This window comes from Desulfobacula toluolica Tol2 (assembly GCF_000307105.1).
In the GTDB taxonomy this organism is placed as follows: domain Bacteria; phylum Desulfobacterota; class Desulfobacteria; order Desulfobacterales; family Desulfobacteraceae; genus Desulfobacula; species Desulfobacula toluolica.
The window spans coordinates 515,537-533,809 of the sequence record NC_018645.1 but is presented as its reverse complement, the minus strand read 5'-3'; the positions used below and the strand labels follow the sequence as shown (position 1 = coordinate 533,809).

General features: G+C 43.0%; 17 protein-coding genes, 3 tRNA genes and 1 pseudogene. 7 read left to right on the top strand and 14 right to left on the bottom strand.

Annotated features, from left to right (window positions below):
* The first annotated feature begins 4 nt into the window (after window positions 1-4).
* From qmoC to leuB, 3 genes are all read left to right on the top strand, one after another.
* Window positions 5-1,192, top strand: a complete 1,188-nt coding sequence (gene qmoC / locus TOL2_RS02460) for a quinone-interacting membrane-bound oxidoreductase complex subunit QmoC (RefSeq protein ID WP_014955969.1) — start codon at window positions 5-7, stop codon at window positions 1,190-1,192.
* A gap of 199 nt (window positions 1,193-1,391) precedes the next feature.
* Entirely contained in the window at window positions 1,392-1,592 is a 201-nt protein-coding gene (locus TOL2_RS02455) for a cold-shock protein (RefSeq protein ID WP_014955968.1), read from the top strand.
* A gap of 295 nt (window positions 1,593-1,887) precedes the next feature.
* Window positions 1,888-2,967, top strand: coding sequence for a 3-isopropylmalate dehydrogenase (gene leuB / locus TOL2_RS02450; protein ID WP_014955967.1), 1,080 nt, complete (start codon window positions 1,888-1,890; stop codon window positions 2,965-2,967).
* 72 nt (window positions 2,968-3,039) lie between these two features.
* On the opposite strand, the gene TOL2_RS02445 is transcribed toward leuB, so the two are convergent.
* Window positions 3,040-3,117 (bottom strand) — tRNA-Asp (locus TOL2_RS02445).
* Window positions 3,118-3,131: 14 nt separating this feature from the next.
* Window positions 3,132-3,207 (bottom strand) — tRNA-Val (locus TOL2_RS02440).
* Between the two features lie 296 nt (window positions 3,208-3,503).
* Here TOL2_RS02440 and rho point away from each other — a divergent pair.
* Window positions 3,504-4,571: a transcription termination factor Rho gene (gene rho, locus TOL2_RS02435; protein WP_014955966.1), complete on the top strand. Its 1,068-nt coding sequence runs from the start codon at window positions 3,504-3,506 to the stop codon at window positions 4,569-4,571.
* Window positions 4,572-4,578: 7 nt separating this feature from the next.
* Here rho and lon read toward each other — a convergent pair whose 3' ends face one another.
* The 4 genes from lon to tig all read right to left on the bottom strand — a co-directional run bounded on the left by lon (window position 4,579) and on the right by tig (window position 10,257).
* Window positions 4,579-6,927 carry an endopeptidase La gene (lon, locus tag TOL2_RS02430; RefSeq protein WP_014955965.1) on the bottom strand — a complete coding sequence of 783 codons (2,349 nt, stop codon included), beginning with the start codon at window positions 6,925-6,927 and terminating at the stop codon, window positions 4,579-4,581.
* Between the two features lie 24 nt (window positions 6,928-6,951).
* Window positions 6,952-8,211 (bottom strand): ATP-dependent Clp protease ATP-binding subunit ClpX, encoded by a 1,260-nt coding sequence (gene clpX / locus TOL2_RS02425; RefSeq protein WP_014955964.1) that lies wholly within the window; start codon window positions 8,209-8,211, stop codon window positions 6,952-6,954.
* 5 nt (window positions 8,212-8,216) lie between these two features.
* A complete protein-coding gene (gene clpP, locus TOL2_RS02420; protein WP_014955963.1) occupies window positions 8,217-8,840 on the bottom strand; it encodes an ATP-dependent Clp endopeptidase proteolytic subunit ClpP in 624 nt (207 codons plus the stop codon).
* 61 nt (window positions 8,841-8,901) lie between these two features.
* Window positions 8,902-10,257 (bottom strand): trigger factor, encoded by a 1,356-nt coding sequence (gene tig / locus TOL2_RS02415; RefSeq protein WP_014955962.1) that lies wholly within the window; start codon window positions 10,255-10,257, stop codon window positions 8,902-8,904.
* Window positions 10,258-10,398: 141 nt separating this feature from the next.
* Here tig and TOL2_RS23345 point away from each other — a divergent pair, with 141 nt between their 5' ends.
* Window positions 10,399-11,094, top strand: a complete 696-nt coding sequence (locus TOL2_RS23345; RefSeq protein ID WP_014955961.1) for an N-acetylmuramoyl-L-alanine amidase family protein — start codon at window positions 10,399-10,401, stop codon at window positions 11,092-11,094.
* Window positions 11,095-11,156: 62 nt separating this feature from the next.
* Window positions 11,157-11,233 (top strand) — tRNA-Pro (locus tag TOL2_RS02405).
* 188 nt (window positions 11,234-11,421) lie between these two features.
* Here the strand turns inward: TOL2_RS02405 and TOL2_RS24555 are convergent.
* Window positions 11,422-11,607 (bottom strand): annotated as a pseudogene (locus tag TOL2_RS24555) (IS66 family transposase); the annotation flags it as partial.
* A gap of 81 nt (window positions 11,608-11,688) precedes the next feature.
* Here TOL2_RS24555 and TOL2_RS25360 point away from each other — a divergent pair.
* Window positions 11,689-11,898 carry a helix-turn-helix domain-containing protein gene (locus TOL2_RS25360; protein ID WP_332370616.1) on the top strand — a complete coding sequence of 70 codons (210 nt, stop codon included), beginning with the start codon at window positions 11,689-11,691 and terminating at the stop codon, window positions 11,896-11,898.
* A 227-nt stretch (window positions 11,899-12,125) separates the two neighbouring features.
* Here the strand turns inward: TOL2_RS25360 and TOL2_RS02385 are convergent, their stop codons facing one another.
* The 7 genes from TOL2_RS02385 to TOL2_RS02355 all read right to left on the bottom strand — a co-directional run bounded on the left by TOL2_RS02385 (window position 12,126) and on the right by TOL2_RS02355 (window position 18,269).
* Window positions 12,126-13,532, bottom strand: a complete 1,407-nt coding sequence (locus tag TOL2_RS02385) for a radical SAM protein (RefSeq protein ID WP_041279210.1) — start codon at window positions 13,530-13,532, stop codon at window positions 12,126-12,128.
* Between the two features lie 289 nt (window positions 13,533-13,821).
* Window positions 13,822-14,223 carry a DnaJ domain-containing protein gene (locus TOL2_RS25735; RefSeq protein ID WP_014955959.1) on the bottom strand — a complete coding sequence of 134 codons (402 nt, stop codon included), beginning with the start codon at window positions 14,221-14,223 and terminating at the stop codon, window positions 13,822-13,824.
* Between the two features lie 5 nt (window positions 14,224-14,228).
* Entirely contained in the window at window positions 14,229-15,164 is a 936-nt protein-coding gene (locus TOL2_RS02375; protein ID WP_014955958.1) for a methylenetetrahydrofolate reductase, read from the bottom strand.
* A gap of 64 nt (window positions 15,165-15,228) precedes the next feature.
* Window positions 15,229-16,671, bottom strand: coding sequence for an ethanolamine ammonia-lyase reactivating factor EutA (locus TOL2_RS02370; RefSeq protein WP_014955957.1), 1,443 nt, complete (start codon window positions 16,669-16,671; stop codon window positions 15,229-15,231).
* 10 nt (window positions 16,672-16,681) lie between these two features.
* The gene (locus tag TOL2_RS02365) at window positions 16,682-17,353 is read right to left on the bottom strand and encodes a methylenetetrahydrofolate reductase C-terminal domain-containing protein (RefSeq protein WP_014955956.1); all 672 of its coding nucleotides are present in this window, start codon (window positions 17,351-17,353) and stop codon (window positions 16,682-16,684) included.
* The gene (locus tag TOL2_RS02360; protein ID WP_014955955.1) at window positions 17,350-17,757 is read right to left on the bottom strand and encodes a 4Fe-4S dicluster domain-containing protein; all 408 of its coding nucleotides are present in this window, start codon (window positions 17,755-17,757) and stop codon (window positions 17,350-17,352) included. Before TOL2_RS02360 ends, TOL2_RS02365 begins: the two co-directional genes overlap by 4 nt.
* 41 nt (window positions 17,758-17,798) lie before the next feature.
* Window positions 17,799-18,269, bottom strand: coding sequence for a 4Fe-4S dicluster domain-containing protein (locus tag TOL2_RS02355; RefSeq protein WP_158406051.1), 471 nt, complete (start codon window positions 18,267-18,269; stop codon window positions 17,799-17,801).
* Window positions 18,270-18,273: the final 4 nt, after the last annotated feature.

Genomic DNA, 18,273 nt, shown 5'->3' with positions numbered 1-18,273 from the left:
TAGTATGACTGAAAAATATCTTGCTCAACCCGATCTGGACTTTATTGCGCAAATAAGAAGTCTGGGTGGGGAAACACTGAAAAAATGTTATCAATGCGCAACTTGCTCGGTTGCATGCCCTATTGCGCCTGAAGACAGTCCTTTCCCAAGAAAAGAAATGATTGCCGCTTCATGGGGGCTTAAGGACAAGCTTATCTGCAGTGGCGATATCTGGCTGTGCCACCAATGCGGTGACTGTTCAGACCTTTGCCCCAGAGGTGCTGCTCCAGGCGATGTCCTGGCTGCCGTCAGATCTGCGGCCATCACAGAATATGCCACCCCCAAGGCATTGGCAAATGCAGTCAATGACCCGAAAAAACTGCCGCTCCTGCTTGGAGTGCCAGCTCTCTGGTTTGCCCTGCTGGCGCTCATTACAATGACTGCCGGTGAAACCATGACAAAAATATTTGATGTATTTGGTGTTGCCTGGTCCCATGCCCATGAAGGTGCGGAACATGTCATTGCCCATTCAAATTTTGTCTCAACCTGGTTTGTGGACATGACATTTGTGCCCATTGCAACCGCAGTGGTCATCATCTTTTTTCTCAGCCTTAAAAATTTCATAACAGATATTCATGAAAATGCTGTCCTTGAAGAAAAAACTGATAAAACCACTCTGGATTACAAAGAACTTTTCCAGGCCCTTATCAAAGTTATTACAACGGTTCTAAAGCATGATAAATTCAATGAGTGCGAATCAAACAAGGAGCGAGCCACTCCACATATGATGGTGCTTTATGCATTTATAGGCCTTTTCATTGTGACTGCGGTCTGCGGTATCATGTTGTATATTGGCGGATTACCCGGCCCTTATTCCCAGCTGAACCCCATAAAATGGCTGGCAAATATTGCCGGTGTATCTTTGGTTATCGGCAGTGGCATAATGATTAAAAACCGGCTGGATAAAAAAGACGACCAGATCACTTCTTATAAAGACTGGTTTATTCTTGGTGTTGTTTTTGCCCTTGGTCTTACCGGAATGTTAACTGAGATGGCCCGTTTGGCCCATCTTGAATATATTTCGTATTTCTTATACTACCTGCATCTGATTGCAATTTTTGAATTGTTCGCATTTCTGCCCTTTTCAAAAATGGCCCATCTTGTATACAGGACTACTGCAATGGCTTATGCGGAGTATGGAAACAGAAAATAGCTGAAATAATTCAAACTTAGAAAAAGGGGGGATGATTTTTTTATCATCCCCCTTTTTTTTTCTTGCATTTTTTTAAATGAGATAATAAGGCATAATTACGATCGCCTCAGATATAAAAGGATTGCTCTGCTTAATGGTGGTTGCCAGAGCAAATTTTTCATAAGTATATTGTCTTAATACTAAGTAAGGAGGAAAAATTTTGGTGGAAGGAACAATCAAATGGTTTAATTCAAAAAAAGGCTTTGGTTTTATTGAGCAGGAAACCGGCGATGATGTGTTTGTCCATTTTTCAGCCATTGAGATGTCTGGTTTCAAAACACTTTCAGAAGGAGAGCTTGTACAATTTGAAATTGAGGAAAATGACAAAGGCCTGTCAGCTAAAAAAGTTATAAAAGTTTAAAACAAAATATTTAACCAAGGCAGGAGATTAATCCTGCCCTGGTTTCCTGTTTTTCAATACCCTTCCCGCCAGAATACCAGCAAAAAATAATATTACTTTATTTATTTCATCTCAATTAACAGGCCCTACCCTATTTTCATTTTCAAATCAAATTATTTGATCACTTTTTTATCAATACAATCCAGTATTATTAAACTTATTTTATACAAACTAAATAAAACATTGATTATTGTTTAATTTTATATAATATATAATTTTTATTAATGTAATTTTAAAAATTAGGAGATCAACTGATTTGAACAAGATTGCTCTACTCCCAGGTGATGGAATCGGCCCCGAAGTAATGGAAGAAGCGGTCAAAATTCTTAAAACGACTGCTGTACTGTATGGGTTTGATCTGGAATTTGAATCGGCAGACATTGGTGGTGCCGCCATTGATAACCATGGAAAAGCTTTGCCTGACTCCACTTTAGCTCTATGTGAACAAAGCGATGCTATTTTATTCGGCTCGGTAGGTGGCCCCAAATGGGAACACCTTCCGCCGGAAGAACAGCCGGAAAGAGGAGCCCTTTTACCCTTAAGAAAACATTTTGGCTTATATTGTAATCTTAGGCCCGCAAAGGTCTTCCCAACGCTGGCATCTGCCTCCCCTTTAAAACCCGAGATTGTTAAAAACGGATTTGATATCCTCTGCGTCAGAGAATTAACAGGAGGAATTTATTTTGGAGAACCAAAGGGAAGAGAAGGTCACGGCCTTAATGAAAAAGCCTATGATACAATGGTATATTCACGCTTTGAAATTGAAAGAATTGCAAGAATGGCTTTTGAAGCCGCCCGTAAAAGAAGGAATATCGTGACATCCGTAGACAAGGCCAATGTTCTTTTTTCCATGGTACTTTGGCGGGAAACTGTTACCCAGGTGGCCAAAGAATTTCCAGATGTCACTTTGAATCACATATATGTTGATAATGCCACAATGCAGCTTGTCAGAGACCCACATCAATTTGATGTACTGTTGTGTGGCAATATGTTCGGAGATATCATTTCCGATGAATGTGCCATGATCACAGGCTCCATGGGTCTTTTAGCATCTGCAAGCCTGAATGAAAAAAATTTCGGCCTCTATGAGCCAGCAGGCGGTTCCGCACCTGACATTGCAGGCAAAGGCATTGCCAATCCCATTGCCCAGATTCTGTCCGGTGCCATGATGCTCAAATATACCTTTGGATTCTCAGACGCAGCCAATACAATTGAAAAAGCCATTTCAACGGTTCTTGAAAACGGCATTTTTACAGCTGATCTGACCGATAAAAAAACCGATGTTGTGGACACCAAAACCATGGGAGATGCTATCCTCAAAGAACTTGAGAAATAAGAGAGATAGCTGGCCGTAGCTTCCAAATAAAAAAGGTGATTTTAGTTAAATCTAAAATCACCTTTTATATTGTGGCGGGAGTGACGAGACTCGAACTCGCGACCTCTTGCGTGACAGGCAAGCGTTCTAACCAAACTGAACTACACCCCCGTAACCTGTATTTTTGGTGGGCGATGCAGGGCTTGAACCTGCGACTTCAACCTTGTAAGGGTTGCACTCTCCCAACTGAGTTAATCGCCCAAAAACAGGAGATTTATATCAATAATAAAAAATTGTGTCAAGCAGAAAATAGCATAAAAAATAATTAATTGTTCTTTTTTAACGGCAGGAAATTAATCCCTGTGCCTTGGTTGCAAGGTTAAATTAAAAATGCTATAAATAAGCTAATGATTACACAGCACTTCAAACTTTTATCTCAAAAATTTTGAACCTGTCTGTTTTTAATATCATAGTCCGTAATATTTTACCGAATGCAATACTGGTAATTAATTGCTTTTCTTTTTTTTATTCCTGAATTTCAACTAAGGAGTTTGATAATGGAACCGGTTCAAGGATATCTTGAAATCATGGATAAAGGGTTTGGTTTTTTAAGGCAGATTGAAGAAAACTTCCAGCCCAAACCTGAAAACACATATGTCCCAAACAGTTTAATCAGAAAATTAAACTTAAAAGAAGGCAGTTTTATTGAAGGATTTGGTGAACAAAAAGGACCGGCCAATCTGAATCTTGCTTTAATACGTATTGAAACGATTAATAAGCTGCCCTTTGATGAATTTATCAACACCCCTCTATTGCAGGATCAGGTCAGCATAAACCCTTTTGAACGCTATTATTTAACTCAGGATGAAGATGATATTACAGGCAAAGCCATTGATCTGATTACACCCATTGGAATGGGGCAAAGGGGATTGATTATTTCACCGCCCAAATCCGGCAAAACAACCATATTAAGACATATGGCAAACTCTATAGTAATGAATCATCCGGATGCCAAAGTGTTTGTTCTCCTGATTGATGAAAGACCCGAAGAAGTAACTGATTTTCAAAGGGGCCTGAAAGATGCCCATGTACTGTATTCATCAGCAGACCAGCAAATAGGTCAGCATATGAGAATGACACGCATCGCCATGCATACGGCCATCAGATGCGCTGAAATAGGTCAGAATTCAGTTGTCTTTATTGATTCATTAACCAGGATGACAAGGGCTTTTAACGCTGATATTGACAGCCATGGCAAAACCATGAGCGGAGGGCTAGGTGCCAATGCCATGGAATTTCCCAGAAAAATTTTTGGTGCGGCAAGAAAGCTTGAAAATGGGGGTTCACTGACCATTATTGCCACCATCCTCGTGGACACCGGCAGCCGCATGGATGACATTATCTTTCAGGAATTCAAGGGAACCGGAAACATGGACCTGCACCTTTCCCGGGAATGCGCTGAACACCGAATCTGGCCAGCCATTAATATCAACAAATCAGGAACAAGAAAAGAAGACCTTTTACTGGACAAGGAAGAACATAAAAAAATAATTGAAATTAGAAGAGCCATCACCACAAAAGATGAAAAAGATGCCATGATGGAATTTATATCATATCTTCAATAAATTCAAATTATAACAAAGCATTTTCAAGCACCTGGGACATATCCTCAGCATAAACAATTTCCATTTGAGCTTGAATAGCTTTGGGAATCTCTTTTATATCTCTTTTATTCTCTGTTGAAACAATGACTTTTTTAATACCATTGATATGGGCTGCCAAGAGTTTTTCCTTCAAACCACCGACAGGAAGCACTCTTCCCCGCAATGTTATTTCTCCTGTCATGGCAACCTTTCTTGAAACCGGTTTTCCGGTCAATACCGAAACAACTGCCGAACACATGGATATACCGGCGGAAGGACCGTCTTTGGGGATTGCGCCTTCGGGTACATGGATGTGTATATCAATATCTTTATAGAAATCTTCTTTTATATTTAATTCTTTACAACGGGATCTGACATAACTTACTGCGGCCTGGGAAGACTCTTTCATGACATCACCAAGTTTTCCGGTTACCATCACATTTCCCTTTCCCGGCATGGTTACAGCCTCAATGGTAAGCAATTCCCCTCCTGCCTGGGTCCAGGCAAGACCGGTAACAATACCAATCATGTCTTCTTTTTCCAAGGCACTGTCTCTGAAACGGGGCTGACCTAAAAATTTTAAAACCGTAGTTGTAGAAATATTATGTAATTTTCTATGGTCGGTTTGAACAATCTCTTTGGCTATTTTTCGCAAAACAGCTGAAATCTCACGCTCAAGATTTCTGACCCCTGCTTCTTTTGTGTATTTTTTAATAATGGCATGAACGGCATTTTTTGAAAAAACCGCATCAGAATCAGAAAGACCGTTTTCTTTTAATTGTTTCGGGATCAAATACCCGGTGGCAATCTTTGCCTTTTCATACTCAGTATAGCCAGGTATCTGAATAATCTCCATCCTGTCCCTCAAAGGTGCAGGGATATCATACAATGTATTGGCAGTGGTGATAAAAAGGATTTCCGACAGATCATAATCCACTTCAAGATAATGATCATTAAAATTTTTATTCTGCTCCGGGTCTAATGCTTCAAGCAAAGCCGATGATGGATCACCCCTGAAATCAGACGTCATTTTATCAATTTCATCCAGACAAAAAACCGGATTATTATAACCTATTTTTTTCAAGGTCTGAATAATCCTGCCAGGCATAGCTCCCACATAGGTACGCCGGTGCCCTCTGATTTCAGCTTCATCCCTGACACCGCCAAGTGACACCCTTGCAAAAGCCCTTCCCGTAGCAGAAGCGACAGACCTTGCCAAAGATGTTTTGCCCACACCCGGAGGGCCTACAAGACATAAAATCGGCCCTTTAATCTTTTTAACCAGAATTTGTACGGCTAAATACTCAAGAATCCTTTCCTTGGGTTTTTCAAGTCCGTAATGATCCTGATCCAGAATCTGCTCAGCTTTTTGCAAATCATTTTTTGACCGGTTCTTCCTGTACCAGGGCAGAGAAATCAGCCAGTCAATATAATTTCTGACCACAGTGGCTTCAGATGACATGGGGGACATCATTTTTAATTTGGCAAGCTCTCTTCTCGCCACTGAAGCCGCTTCTTTGGACATTCTTTTTTTCTTTATCCTGTTTTCAAGATCCTCAAATTCCGAAGCATTGCCGTCTTCTCCCATCTCTTTTTTTATGGCCTGCATCTGCTCATTCAAATAATGTTTTTTCTGCAGCGTTTCCATTTGCTTCTTTACTCTTCCCTTTATTTTCTGGGACATGGTAAAGACTTCTGCTTCCTTTTGAATCAGCTTCAACAACAAGAAAAATCTATCTTCAATCGTTCCACATTCAAGCAGTTTCTGTTTATCAACCACTTTAAACGGCATCTGACTGGCAATGGTATCGGCATATCGAGACTCGTTGGAGGACAGCATATCAAGCGTCTTAAAAAAACTTTGCGATACTGCTCCGGAAAGTTGTGCATAGTGTTCAAACGCTTCTGTAACAGTTCTTATGGCCGCTTCACTGGCTGTTTCCGGCATGAGTTCTTCATGAACAGGTATATATTCGACACAAAGATAACCATCCTCATCAACCAGTTTAACAATTTTACCTCTTTCACATCCTTCAACCAATGCTTTAACGGTTCCATCAGGCAATCTGAGGAGCTGAGTGATCCTTGCTTCCGTTCCAACCTGAAAAATATCTTTAATGGTTGGTTTTAATACTTCAGGATTTTTTTGGGTGGTCAAAAAAATCTTCTTGTCTGCTGCCATGGCTTCGGACAAAGCCTTAATGGATTTATCCCTTCCAACAAATACCGATGTGGTAATATATGGAAACAATACCATATCCCTCAAGGGAACCAATGGAAGCTGTTTTTTTATACTCTCCGAACCATCCTGATGAAAGAACTTGGAAATATTGATCATTGAATTTTAGAACCCTTTTTAGTGTCAGGCCTGTTTTTTAGGTTGTTCATAAAGCAGTATGGGATCTTCATTCTTTAATACCACCTCTTCTCCAACAACACATTCTTGAACATTCTCTTTAGATGGAATTTCATACATGATATCCAGCATGGTTTCCTCCATGATAGCACGAAGTCCCCTTGCGCCCGATTTTCTTTTCACAGCTTCTTTGGCCATGGCTTCAAGGGCTTCATCCGTAAACTGAAGATCCACACCTTCAACCTTGAATAATTCCTGGTATTGTTTAACCAAAGCGTTCTTAGGCTCGGTTAAAATCTTCACCAAAGATTTTTCATTGAGTTCGCCAATGGACGTAATAATGGGCAGACGTCCTAAAAACTCAGGTATAAGACCAAATCTAATCAGATCTTCCGGCTTGAGCTGTTCAAGAAGTTCTCCAATATTTTTATCCTTTTTTTCTGCGATTTTAGCACCAAATCCCATGGTTTTCTGGGTAATTCTTCTTTCAATCACCTTTTCCAAACCTGTGAATGTACCCCCGCAAACAAAAAGGATATTAGATGTATCAACCTTTACATAATCCTGCTGGGGATGTTTTCGGCCCCCTTTGGGCGGAATACTTGCAATCGTACCCTCTATGATTTTTAAAAGGGCCTGCTGAACGCCTTCTCCTGAAACATCCCGGGTAATGGACGGATTGTCTCCACGCTGGGATATTTTATCAATTTCATCAATATAAATAATACCCTTCTGAGCTTTCTCAATGTCATAGTCTGCATTCTGAACAAGAGAAAGGACTATATTTTCAACATCTTCTCCAACATAACCTGCTTCGGTTAATGCAGTAGCATCTGCAATGGCAAAAGGAACATCTAAAAACCTGGCAAGGGTTTGTGCAAGAAGAGTCTTCCCACATCCTGTGGGACCGATGATAAGGATATTGCTCTTTTCAATTTCCACATCATCACTTTTCTTTTCCAGGGTTGAACTTAATCGCTTGTAATGGTTATATACTGCCACAGAAAGAACTTTTTTAGCCTTATCCTGCTCAATAACGTAAGAATCAAGCAATTTTTTTATCTGTTTAGGTTTTAAAAAATCCTTTAACCCATCCTTTTGGGCCTTTTTTTCTTTTTCTTCATCCTCAATAATCTCGCCGCACAAGTTTATACATTCATTACAAATATAAACACTTGGACCTGCAATCAGCTTTTTAACCTCTTTTTGATTTTTACCGCAAAAAGAACAGAAAAACTGATCATTTTCTTCATCTTTCTGAGCCATAATCATTACTCCTTTGAAGCGTCGTTATCTGTGTCTTCTTCCAACTCGCTTCTGTCAGTAACCACCTTGTCCACAATACCATATTTCATGGCTTCTGTTGCTGACATGAAAAAATCTCTTTCCGTATCTGCAGATACTTTTTCAATATCCTGACCTGTATGAGTGGATAAAATCTCATTTAAAATATCTTTCATCCTTAAAATCTCATTGGCCTGAATTTTAATATCAGTGGCTTGTCCCTGTGTTCCGCCAAGTGGCTGATGAATCATTATTCTGGAATTGGGCAGGGCAAATCTTTTCCCTTTTGTACCTGCCGTCAGTAAAAGCGCCCCCATACTGGCGGCCTGTCCGATACATACGGTAGCCACATCCGGTTTTATATACTGCATTGTATCATAGATGGCCATCCCTGCCGTTACAACACCACCTGGTGAATTAATATAAAAACTGATGTCCTTTTCAGGATCTTCTGATTCCAGAAACAAGAACTGGGCAACAATAAGATTGGCAATCTCATCATCAATAGCAGATCCGATAAAAATGATTCGATCCTTTAAAAGGCGTGAATAGATATCATATGCACGCTCCCCCCTGTTGCTTTGCTCAACAACCATTGGAATTAGAGGCAAAATTCAACTCCTTATAATTATTTAGTTTTCATTTTCTTAATGCAGGTTGCACGTTAAATGATTACTCTTTTTCTTCTGTCGGCATATCCGCTTCTTTAGTTTCTGCAACATCTTCAAGTGAATCCGGTTCAACTTCTGTAATGTTGCCTTTTTCTATTATAAGATCAACGGCCTTTTTTTCAAGCTGGGTATGTTTATAATATTCCAGCTGCTTGGGGTCCTGGCTGAAATAATTTTTTACTGCATCAACAGGTGCATTCATTCCCATTGCCATTTCCTCAAAACTTTTTTCAAGTTCATCATCCGTAAGCTCGAGTTTTTCCTGAGTAATGACTTTGTCCAGGATCAAATGTCTTCGCGCCTGTTTTTCCGCCACATCACGATACTGGGTACGTAAAACATCCTTACTTAAACCGGCTTCTTCAAGAGAAGTATTATTTGCGGCATAGGCTTGTTCTGCTTCCATTGCAATACCATTGAGTTCACCTTCAATCATTGCTTCAGGAACTTCAAATTCATATTTTTCCAAAAGGCTTTGAAAAACCTGTTCGGAAATCTCATGTTTTATCCTTTGCTCATATCCTTTTCCCAAATTTTCACGAATGGAGGCTCTTACATCATCCAGGGTTTCAAATTTTCCCAGATCTTTTACCAGATCATCATTGAGTTCAGGCAGAACTTCTTCTTGAATTTCTTTTAATGTCACCTTGTAGACAATTGTCTTGCCTTTCAGATTTTCATCATAATAATCATCGGCATAGGGCACTTCTATGTCAAGATCCTGAACTGGAATGGCACCTGTCAGTTTTTCTGAAAACTCTTTGGGCAAACCGCCTTGTCCGATTCCCATGACATAATTTTCAATTTTGGGAGTCTTATCAAATGATTCTCCATTTAAAAAACCTTCGTAATCAATCAGAACAAAATCACTCTCTTTTACAGGACGTTCTTCTTGGACGGTCTCTTTTTTCGCCATAGTTTTCTGAATCATGTACATCTGGCTTTCTATCTCACCATCCGACACTTCATATTTTGTTTTTTCCAGAGCAATACCTTCAAATTCGATATCATCCAGTTCAGGCTTTACCTCAACGGTAATATCAAAAACATAAGCGTTTTCAGGATCTAATTCCGGCGGATCCATTTGAGGCCCCCCCACGATATTCAGATCATGATCTTTGATGGCATCAATAAATGCTTCCTGGATTAAGCGCGGTGCAACATCGGCATGAACATCTTTTGAAAATCTGTTTTCCAATACCTTGCGTGGAATTTTCCCCTTGCGGAATCCTTTTACATCAACTTTCTTTTTCAACTCATTGTATGCTTTATTGAGTTCCTTGGTAACGTCCTCTTTGGGGATTTCAAAAGAGAGCACTTTTTTTACACTGCTCTTATCTTCAATTTTTACCTGCATTTTTCCGTCCTGTATTCATTTCTATTAAAATTGATTTATATATTAAACACTGCTTCAAATAATCAAAAAAATGTAATATATAAAACACATATCTCACAAAGTTTATTAAGATAACCCTTATACATAAAGGTGTCAAGAAAATTGGCCAAAGAAAAGGTTTTAGCATTTATCATCATTCTATCGTGTATAATACCCCCAGGCATCGGATTTGGCAATAAAGCAATTCAAACAAAACAACGTATTATCGTGATTGATCCAGGCCACGGGGGAACTCAAAACGGAATTGTCTCTTCCAGTGGAATAAACGAAAAAACCATCACCTTGCAGCTTGCTGAAAAAATCGCCCAACAGCTTGAAAACCGATACAATGTTCTTTTAACAAGAACCCAAAACATTACAATATCTGCCCGGGAAAGAATTTTTTTAGCCAACAAAAACAAGGCAGACCTTTTTATCAGCATCCATTTACATCAAACAAACAAATATTCAGCTTTTTTTTACTATTTTGACCCACCTGAATCTTACAAACACCCACCCCATATTAAAGACAACAAATGGAAATCACACCCACTGCTTCATCAAGCTGAAAGCAAAAAAGCAATCACTTCTTTCTGCAGTATTTTTTCCGCCAACAAAAACGCGATTCGTTTTTTCTCAACCGGGGCACCGATCCTTCTTCTTGAAGGCGCAACCATGCCAGCCATACTGATTGAACCTTTATCCGTTTTAACACTGCCCCAACACCCGGATGAAATCGAAAACATTCTTACTGAATATGCAGCACTCATTTCAAAAAGCATTGATCTCTATTTTAAAAAAAACAACCCAAAGCCATAAAATTTCTTGCTTTTATTATTCAGAAATGATAGTTAGCCTGCTTGTATCCAACACAAAAAGATCGGGGCGTAGCGCAGCCTGGTAGCGCGCCTGCTTTGGGAGCAGGATGTCGGAGGTTCAAATCCTCTCGCCCCGACCATTAAACACAACCTCTCTCGAAATTTTCCAAAATCATCATTTCAAGATTGTGTGATCTTTTTGTGTGAAAGTCATTTTTTCGACCACTTTTCACCCTTTGATCTGTTCAGCACCACAACTTTTTTACACCTGTTAAATTTTCCGGCCTCCAGTCGACACCTTGCCCCTGTTATCACCCCATATTCTTTTCCGGGCAACCTGAACGGTGTCCGAGAAAAGCCAATTCTTTCGTCCGACCACAAAAGGTCGGATGGCATTTTCAACCAGATTGTTATCAGGCCTGATGATTCCGTCGGTCGTATATTGGATGAGCCTATGTCATTGGCTGAGAGTGTAATGGATCGCCTTGCCAAGAAGACTTTTGGGAGGAACTTTTTCCATTGACGGATCATAACAGGAAGCAATCAACAGGTTGAGCAGAAAGTTTTTTTAAATGATGACACCGTACCCCATGAAGTGGTGGGCCTTGTTATCAAAAAGGGATACAACCTGATCAAAGCCTGGCGGGTTCACTTAGGGATGACCCAGAAACAGGTGGCAGGGAAAGCCGGGATCACACAGGCGGCATTGTCCCAGATGGAAAGAACCGAGCAGGAAAACAAAACTTCAACCCTTGAAAAACTGGCTTTGGCCATGGGGCTTTCCGTTGAACAGCTTAGAGACTAAATCGATTTTTTGCTGATCATCCAACAAGAGTTAACTAAAGATTTGACCCCTTTTCCTTTTATTGATCAAAGCGGATAAAATAACCGGGTTCCCCACAGCCTTTTTAATCGCCCTCCAGAAAGATACCGGTCCAACCTGTCTGTTGTAGAATTGCAGGATCAGTATGGCCATGATGTTTTGCAAAATCATGACAAAACTGGCAATAATCGTTATCAGCACATCCATGGTCACACCAAACGTTTATGTTGCCACCAGGCGATGGTGGTGCCGACCCTTTCAAACTGAATGTTTTCCTGTTGTTCGATCTGACGTATCCAGTCGGCAAGACCGGAGGCATGGTGGATAATCAGCGGTGTGCTGTGAGGGGGAAGAATATCCATGGCCAGCTGGTACATGTCAATGGTAAGGTTAACTTCCTTGGAGATATCCGGTGTGTCCCAAGGGGTTGGGTGAATAAATCCGTGATTGGCCCCCTCCTCTTTAAGATATCCAAAATGACAGGGGAACTTTGGCTTCAAATCCCGGATCGTTTTAATGGTATCCAGGTTCATTTGACGGGTTACACCTTTGTTCATATTTTTCAAAATGGTATCGTCAAAAGATTCAAATCCGATGGAGGCCAGCAGTATCCGGATGTTTTTCTTTTGGGCTTTTTCAAGGGTGTTCTTCAGATTTTCCTGTCCCTTCAGAAAATAATCCGCCCGCAGGGTCAAATTAATCTGGGACAGCTCCAGGCTGCACTCACAGGCAAGTTCCATGACACGATCAAGTTTGGGCAAAGGGCTTTCATTGATCAGTTCAAATGCGACCCTGCTGCCGTCGGCCTGTTCGGGCAAACATGCCATCTGGGATTTAACAGCTTCTTCACCCACCGCCCCCATAAATCCTTTGTCCTGGGCCACATCACAGAAGCTGCACCCCTTCTGGGCGATGGTCACATGTTTCGGCCCTGTCTCATTGGCAAGATCGGCTGGATAATCAATCTGTATTTTTCTTTCTTTTGCAGCATGGGGGCATCCGATCTGCTGGAGTACCTGGCCGCAGGTAATCGGCATCCGGGCAAAGGATGTTCCCTTTAACCGGTAAATATTGGTCCAGTCAACCTTGGACAGCCATTGATCCTCCCATGGGGCAGGACGATTCTCCTTTATCTGCCCATCTTTATTCCTGGACAGGACACCATCAAATTCTGAAATATCACTATCGAGACCGCTCTCCAGGATGGGCAGGATCTGCTGGACAGGTCCCTGTATGGCAAAGGTAAATCGGTCCGACATTCCCTTAAAGCGATGGTCAAACCGGTCGTGACCCACTTCCCCTTTAAAATCGACATTGGCCTGTGGCCCGGCCAGAATAGTGACCGCACCCTTATCTTTAAGCTCTCCTGCCAGATCAAACAGATCCGGTCTTCCGCCAAGGGTTGAAAACCCAATGACCATCCGGGTTCCGCTAAAATGATTTTCCAGTGCCGTGATCAGATCTGTTTTGTCATCTTCATTGGTCACTCCTACGACAAGCGCCTCATACTCACTGTTATCAGATATAACGGTGGCTGCCATCTGTGGACCTAAAAGACCGTAGGACTCTCCTTTAAAGTATCCCGTGATGATAACAAATTTCTTTTTTGAATTCATTTTTCCTTTCCACAAAAAAAAGCGCGCTCCGGTAAAATACCGGAACGTGCATTATAGAATAACTTGCTGCCTTATGGAAGAATTAGCTCAACTTAATATGCAAAGATCGCGACCATCCTTGACTGTTATTTACTCATACGCCCATGCTGTGAACCAAGACGCGGCAGGTTAATACCATAGGCCTGTAATAATAATTTTCGAATCGGCAGGGGTATCGAAGATTTTCTGGGACTCAGTGAGCCAGGGGCTGCATTTTCTGTTTTAATTCTGAAAATAGTGCGCCCGGATTTTAAGATGTCGCCTGTCCGTCAGCCTTTAGAAATTCATTGTGACCGGTTCCAGTCCGATTTTTCCTGACCCCGGACCGTCTTCTGAAAAGCGTTTCAAAAGCACTGCATTTGCCGCCGTTCATACCACCGGAACATTGATGCATTCCGTTTTGACCGTCAGACCTGGAAGCGGCCCAAGTGCCGAACCGTTTAAATCCGGTCATGTCATAGATCCGCCGTTTCCCCTCATCTCTTAAAACCTCATATGCTTCCCCGATTAATTTGAACCGGGTTTCAGCCCCCTCATCACTGTTTACATCGGGATGAAACTGCCTGGCCAGTTTCCGGTAAGCCTTTTTTATCTGTTCATCCGTTGCATTGCGGCTGACCTTCAGGGTTTCGTAATAACCTTGCGAGTCCATGGTTTCTATTCAACAACCGGTCGGGGCAGTACATTTGCCCTTTCTGCAATTTCAGGCACCCTGTGTTCCCATTCAATGGCCATCAGATGGACACCTGCCACACCTTCCATCTCTTTGAATTCTTCGATCTGTTCCAGCGCAAACTTGATACCTTCCTCTGGCTGGTCTTTTTTGGGCACGCCCCTGAGGCGTTTGATCAAATGTTCGGGGATATCCATACCCGGAACAAACTTGGACATGAAATTGGCCATAGGAGCACTTTTCATGGGTGTGACACCAGCCAGGATATAGCACTTTTCATGAAGCCCCATATCCACGGCCTGTTTCATGAAATCACGGAATTTTTCCATATTGAAAATGCATTGTGTCTGGACAAAATCCACACCTGCTTTTATTTTATTGGCAAGCCTGAACACCCGGTATTCATAAGGATCCGCAAACGGGTTGGCAGCGGCCCCGATAAACAGTTTCGGCGGTACGTCAATATCCTCGCCATTTAAAAATTTGCCCTCGTCCCGCATTTTCTTCACCATGGCAATCAGCTGCATGGAATCAATATCATGGACACCTTTTGCCTCGGGATGATTCCCGAAACTTGTGTGGTCGCCGGAAAGACACAGCATATTCCGGATACCCATGGCATAAGCGCCTAGAATATCACTCATCATGGCCAGGCGGTTCCTGTCCCGGCAGACCATCTGAAAATTGGGTTCAAGCCCCTTTTCCATCATCAAAACAGAGCCGGCAATGGAAGACATGCGGACCACGGCTGTCTGGTTGTCCGTCATGTTGACGGCATCCACATACCCCACAAGGTGACTTAATTTTTCATTTAAATGGTCGACATTGGCACCTTTTGGGGGACCGCATTCTCCGGTGAAAGCGAAATGGCCCGCATTTAGAACCTTTTCCAAATTACTGCCTGATTTAAGCTCACTCATATTGTTCTCTCCTTGTTCTTTATCTATACGCTGTCAAGCTTTGCCGGTAAATAAACAGACCGCATCATACTTTCCGGGTGTCATGGAAAATCAGTGACTTGACGGTCACCGGGAACACCTGTTTGTCCACCAGCGGTTCGCCGATGTCGATCCAGTCACCATCCTTAAGATCCAGTTCATCCAGGGTGAGCAGGTTAGTTTTAAGGCCTGTTTCCCGGCGGATGACATTTCCCACACCACAGGCAATATCAGCCCGAAAAATGAGAATAATGGGAATGTTTTTACCGATTGAATTTGCCAGTGCCGACTCAATGGCTTTACCAAACATTACCAGCTTCTGGTAGGAATTGTGGGTGAGACCCTTAAAGTAGAACGCCACGGTCTCGGCCCCCTCGGACAGATCAAACCGCTTCAAAGACCTTTCAATTTCAGATTTGATATGGGCATGGCTTAATTTGTCCTGTTCCACGTCAACCCTTAGCACCGGCACGTTCCACATGGGAAACTTAAGCTGGTCATCCATGAATCCCGAGGAACCCGATATGGATAATGTATGGGCACCGGCACCTATAACCGTCGCCCTTATCTTGTTTTCAAGTTCAATGACCGGTCCGGAAAGCTTTGGGAACAGCGTCTTAATTTCAGCGGCAAGGTATGAACCGATATCGTTATGCTGATACCCATTGCAGCCGTACAGCAATTCAGAGACACCGCCTGAAAAGGTATATTCATCGATTTTTCTTGAAAAGTCCAGGTCGTCGGTCACCATCAGATCTTTGGCAAGAACTGAAACAGCAGACCCATTCATGACCTCTACGAGAGTTTGGGCCAGTACGGAAGTAATTTTTTCAAGCCATTTTTCAGGGATCACATCTCCCACATCATAGTGTACCCCCAGATGGGTCATCACCTTTTTGGCAGCATAACTGGTCCGCAGGATCTTTTTTTGGGCATCCACTGCTAACAGACGGCCGCCCACAGCAATACTGCTGGTGGATACGACCTGCCCGTTGCAGGAGATGGCCATATTGGATGTTCCGCCGCCAATATCACAGGAAAGTATAGTTTTACCGGTTTGCTTCGAGCGGTCGGCAGCACCTGAACCCATCGCCGCAATCAGGCTCTCAAAATTGGGCCCCGCAGTTGCGGCGACAAATTTACCTGCATCGCTGGACAAGGCGGCAGCAATCGCTTCCGCGTTCTGCTTTTTGGCTGTTTCCCCGGTGATGATCACAGCCCCGGTTTTGACATCATCCTGATGGATTCCCGCACGGCTGTATTCCTCTTTAAAAAACCGGGTCAACCGCTCAACATCTATGGTATCCCGATCCTCTAATGGGGTATCGATAATTTCTCCCTCATAAACGACCTTGCGGTCAACAACATGAAACCGCCGGGTGGGGGATGTTTCGTCTCTTTTAAGCAGCAGGCTTGAAAAAGCCAGATGGCTTGTGGAAGATCCCACATCAACCCCGACACTGAGCAGTTCTATCTCATTAATTTCCATGGACTTTACCTTAAAGCGGTTTATTAAAAGGCCGCACCAGTTTTCTCGGCCCAGCGCTTCCGGCAGGCTGCCAGTTTTTCGGCTCCCTGACTTTCATCAGGTAATGGAGCTGATCGGTCGCTTTAAGCTTGTAGTAAATCATGGCCCAGGCACAGGGTGTATCTTTATTAACCTCGCAGCTTCCATTGCTGGAACCGCCGCAGGGTCCGTTAAAAAGGGTTTTCGCACACCTGGAGATGGGACATATCCCTCCTGTATGACCCAGCATACAGTCCCCGCAGCCCTGACACATCTCCTGCCAGACACCCGGCTCCACATTAGAACCCATGAACGTTGTATTAATGGCCGGGATAACGGGCAGGGACTCGAACACTGACGCCATTGTCTGCACACCTGCCCCGCAGGCCAGAGACAGCACTGCATCCGTATTTTCGGGAATTGTCAGATACTCCTTCAGCCAGTCCGGTTCACATTGACGCTCAACAGTATGCACACAAAATTTGGGTTTACCGTTTTTGTAATGCCGGATATGATCCAGATCCGTTGCCAACTCGTGGGCCTGTCTGTCTCCTCCGGTAAGGCAGACGGAAACGCACCCGCCGCAGCCCAGGACAAAAATATTTTTATAATCCTCTATGCTTGCGGTAATTTCTTCCAATGGTTTAAGATTGCCGACGATCATATTACTACACCTCCCTTGTCCGGGGACCGCCCTTTCAGAAAATGGGCCTTTGCAGCCCGGGCCACCTCATCCCGATGTTTGGAACAAACCGGTTCACTCGGCTTGCCCAGTTTCTCAGATAATGTCCGCCTGTAATCCACTGTATATATTGGAACGCCACAAACGCTGCAGTAGACAAGTTCAAGGGATTTTACCTCATCCCAGCCGTTCTCGAGCATAAATTGAAATTCTATGGCTCCCTGGGGACAGATACGATAGCAGTTGCCGCAGCGCGCACAGCGTGCCATATTATGGGAAAGTACGCGGTTTGCACCTCCATCTTCCGCGCGCAATGCATTTGCCGGGCAGTTCTGGACACAAGCCAGGCACCCGTTACACTGATCGTTTACTTGAAAATAGCGCATGACGTTTGACTCCGTCTGTTCTGTTATTATTTATCAAAGATTCATCTCCTCATACCGGTGCGTTTTAACGCGGATACCCTTGCCTGGTCGTATTGAATCATGGTGGGATCCTTTAATGTTAATGCCCCTGTCTCGCAAAATTGAACGCACAGCGGATCTCCCCCACAAAGATCACATTTGAACGGCCGCCCCCGCTCCTCATCAAACCCGATGGTACCGAAACTACAGGCGTTAAGACACATCCGGCATCCCACACATTTATTGTAATCAATGACGGTCCGCATCACCGGGTCATAAATTCTGCTGATGGCCTCTTTGGGACATGCGGCAATGCAGGGTGCGTCTTCACAATTCTGGCAGACCAGGGGCAGATACCGGTCGCATTCATCCATCTCCATCACTTGAATACGGGATTTTTCCGGGTTGCAGACCCCGGCTTTCACGATTGCACAGGCAGTCTGGCACATCCTGCAACCGTTGCATTTATTTGGATCTGATATCAGTATTTTCATGGTC

What these genes read in the sequence shown, in the direction of transcription:
- qmoC (WP_014955969.1), top strand. Translation starts at nt 5, where the DNA reads ATGACTGAAAAATATCTTGCTCAACCCGATCTGGACTTTATTGCGCAA.
- rho (WP_014955966.1), top strand. Translation starts at nt 3,504, where the DNA reads ATGGAACCGGTTCAAGGATATCTTGAAATCATGGATAAAGGGTTTGGT.
- lon (WP_014955965.1), bottom strand. Translation starts at nt 6,927, where the DNA reads ATGATCAATATTTCCAAGTTCTTTCATCAGGATGGTTCGGAGAGTATA.
- clpX (WP_014955964.1), bottom strand. Translation starts at nt 8,211, where the DNA reads ATGGCTCAGAAAGATGAAGAAAATGATCAGTTTTTCTGTTCTTTTTGC.
- tig (WP_014955962.1), bottom strand. Translation starts at nt 10,257, where the DNA reads ATGCAGGTAAAAATTGAAGATAAGAGCAGTGTAAAAAAAGTGCTCTCT.
- TOL2_RS02385 (WP_041279210.1), bottom strand. Translation starts at nt 13,532, where the DNA reads ATGAATTCAAAAAAGAAATTTGTTATCATCACGGGATACTTTAAAGGA.
- TOL2_RS25735 (WP_014955959.1), bottom strand. Translation starts at nt 14,223, where the DNA reads ATGGACTCGCAAGGTTATTACGAAACCCTGAAGGTCAGCCGCAATGCA.
- TOL2_RS02375 (WP_014955958.1), bottom strand. Translation starts at nt 15,164, where the DNA reads ATGAGTGAGCTTAAATCAGGCAGTAATTTGGAAAAGGTTCTAAATGCG.
- TOL2_RS02370 (WP_014955957.1), bottom strand. Translation starts at nt 16,671, where the DNA reads ATGGAAATTAATGAGATAGAACTGCTCAGTGTCGGGGTTGATGTGGGA.
- TOL2_RS02365 (WP_014955956.1), bottom strand. Translation starts at nt 17,353, where the DNA reads ATGATCGTCGGCAATCTTAAACCATTGGAAGAAATTACCGCAAGCATA.
- TOL2_RS02360 (WP_014955955.1), bottom strand. Translation starts at nt 17,757, where the DNA reads ATGCGCTATTTTCAAGTAAACGATCAGTGTAACGGGTGCCTGGCTTGT.
- TOL2_RS02355 (WP_158406051.1), bottom strand. Translation starts at nt 18,269, where the DNA reads ATGAAAATACTGATATCAGATCCAAATAAATGCAACGGTTGCAGGATG.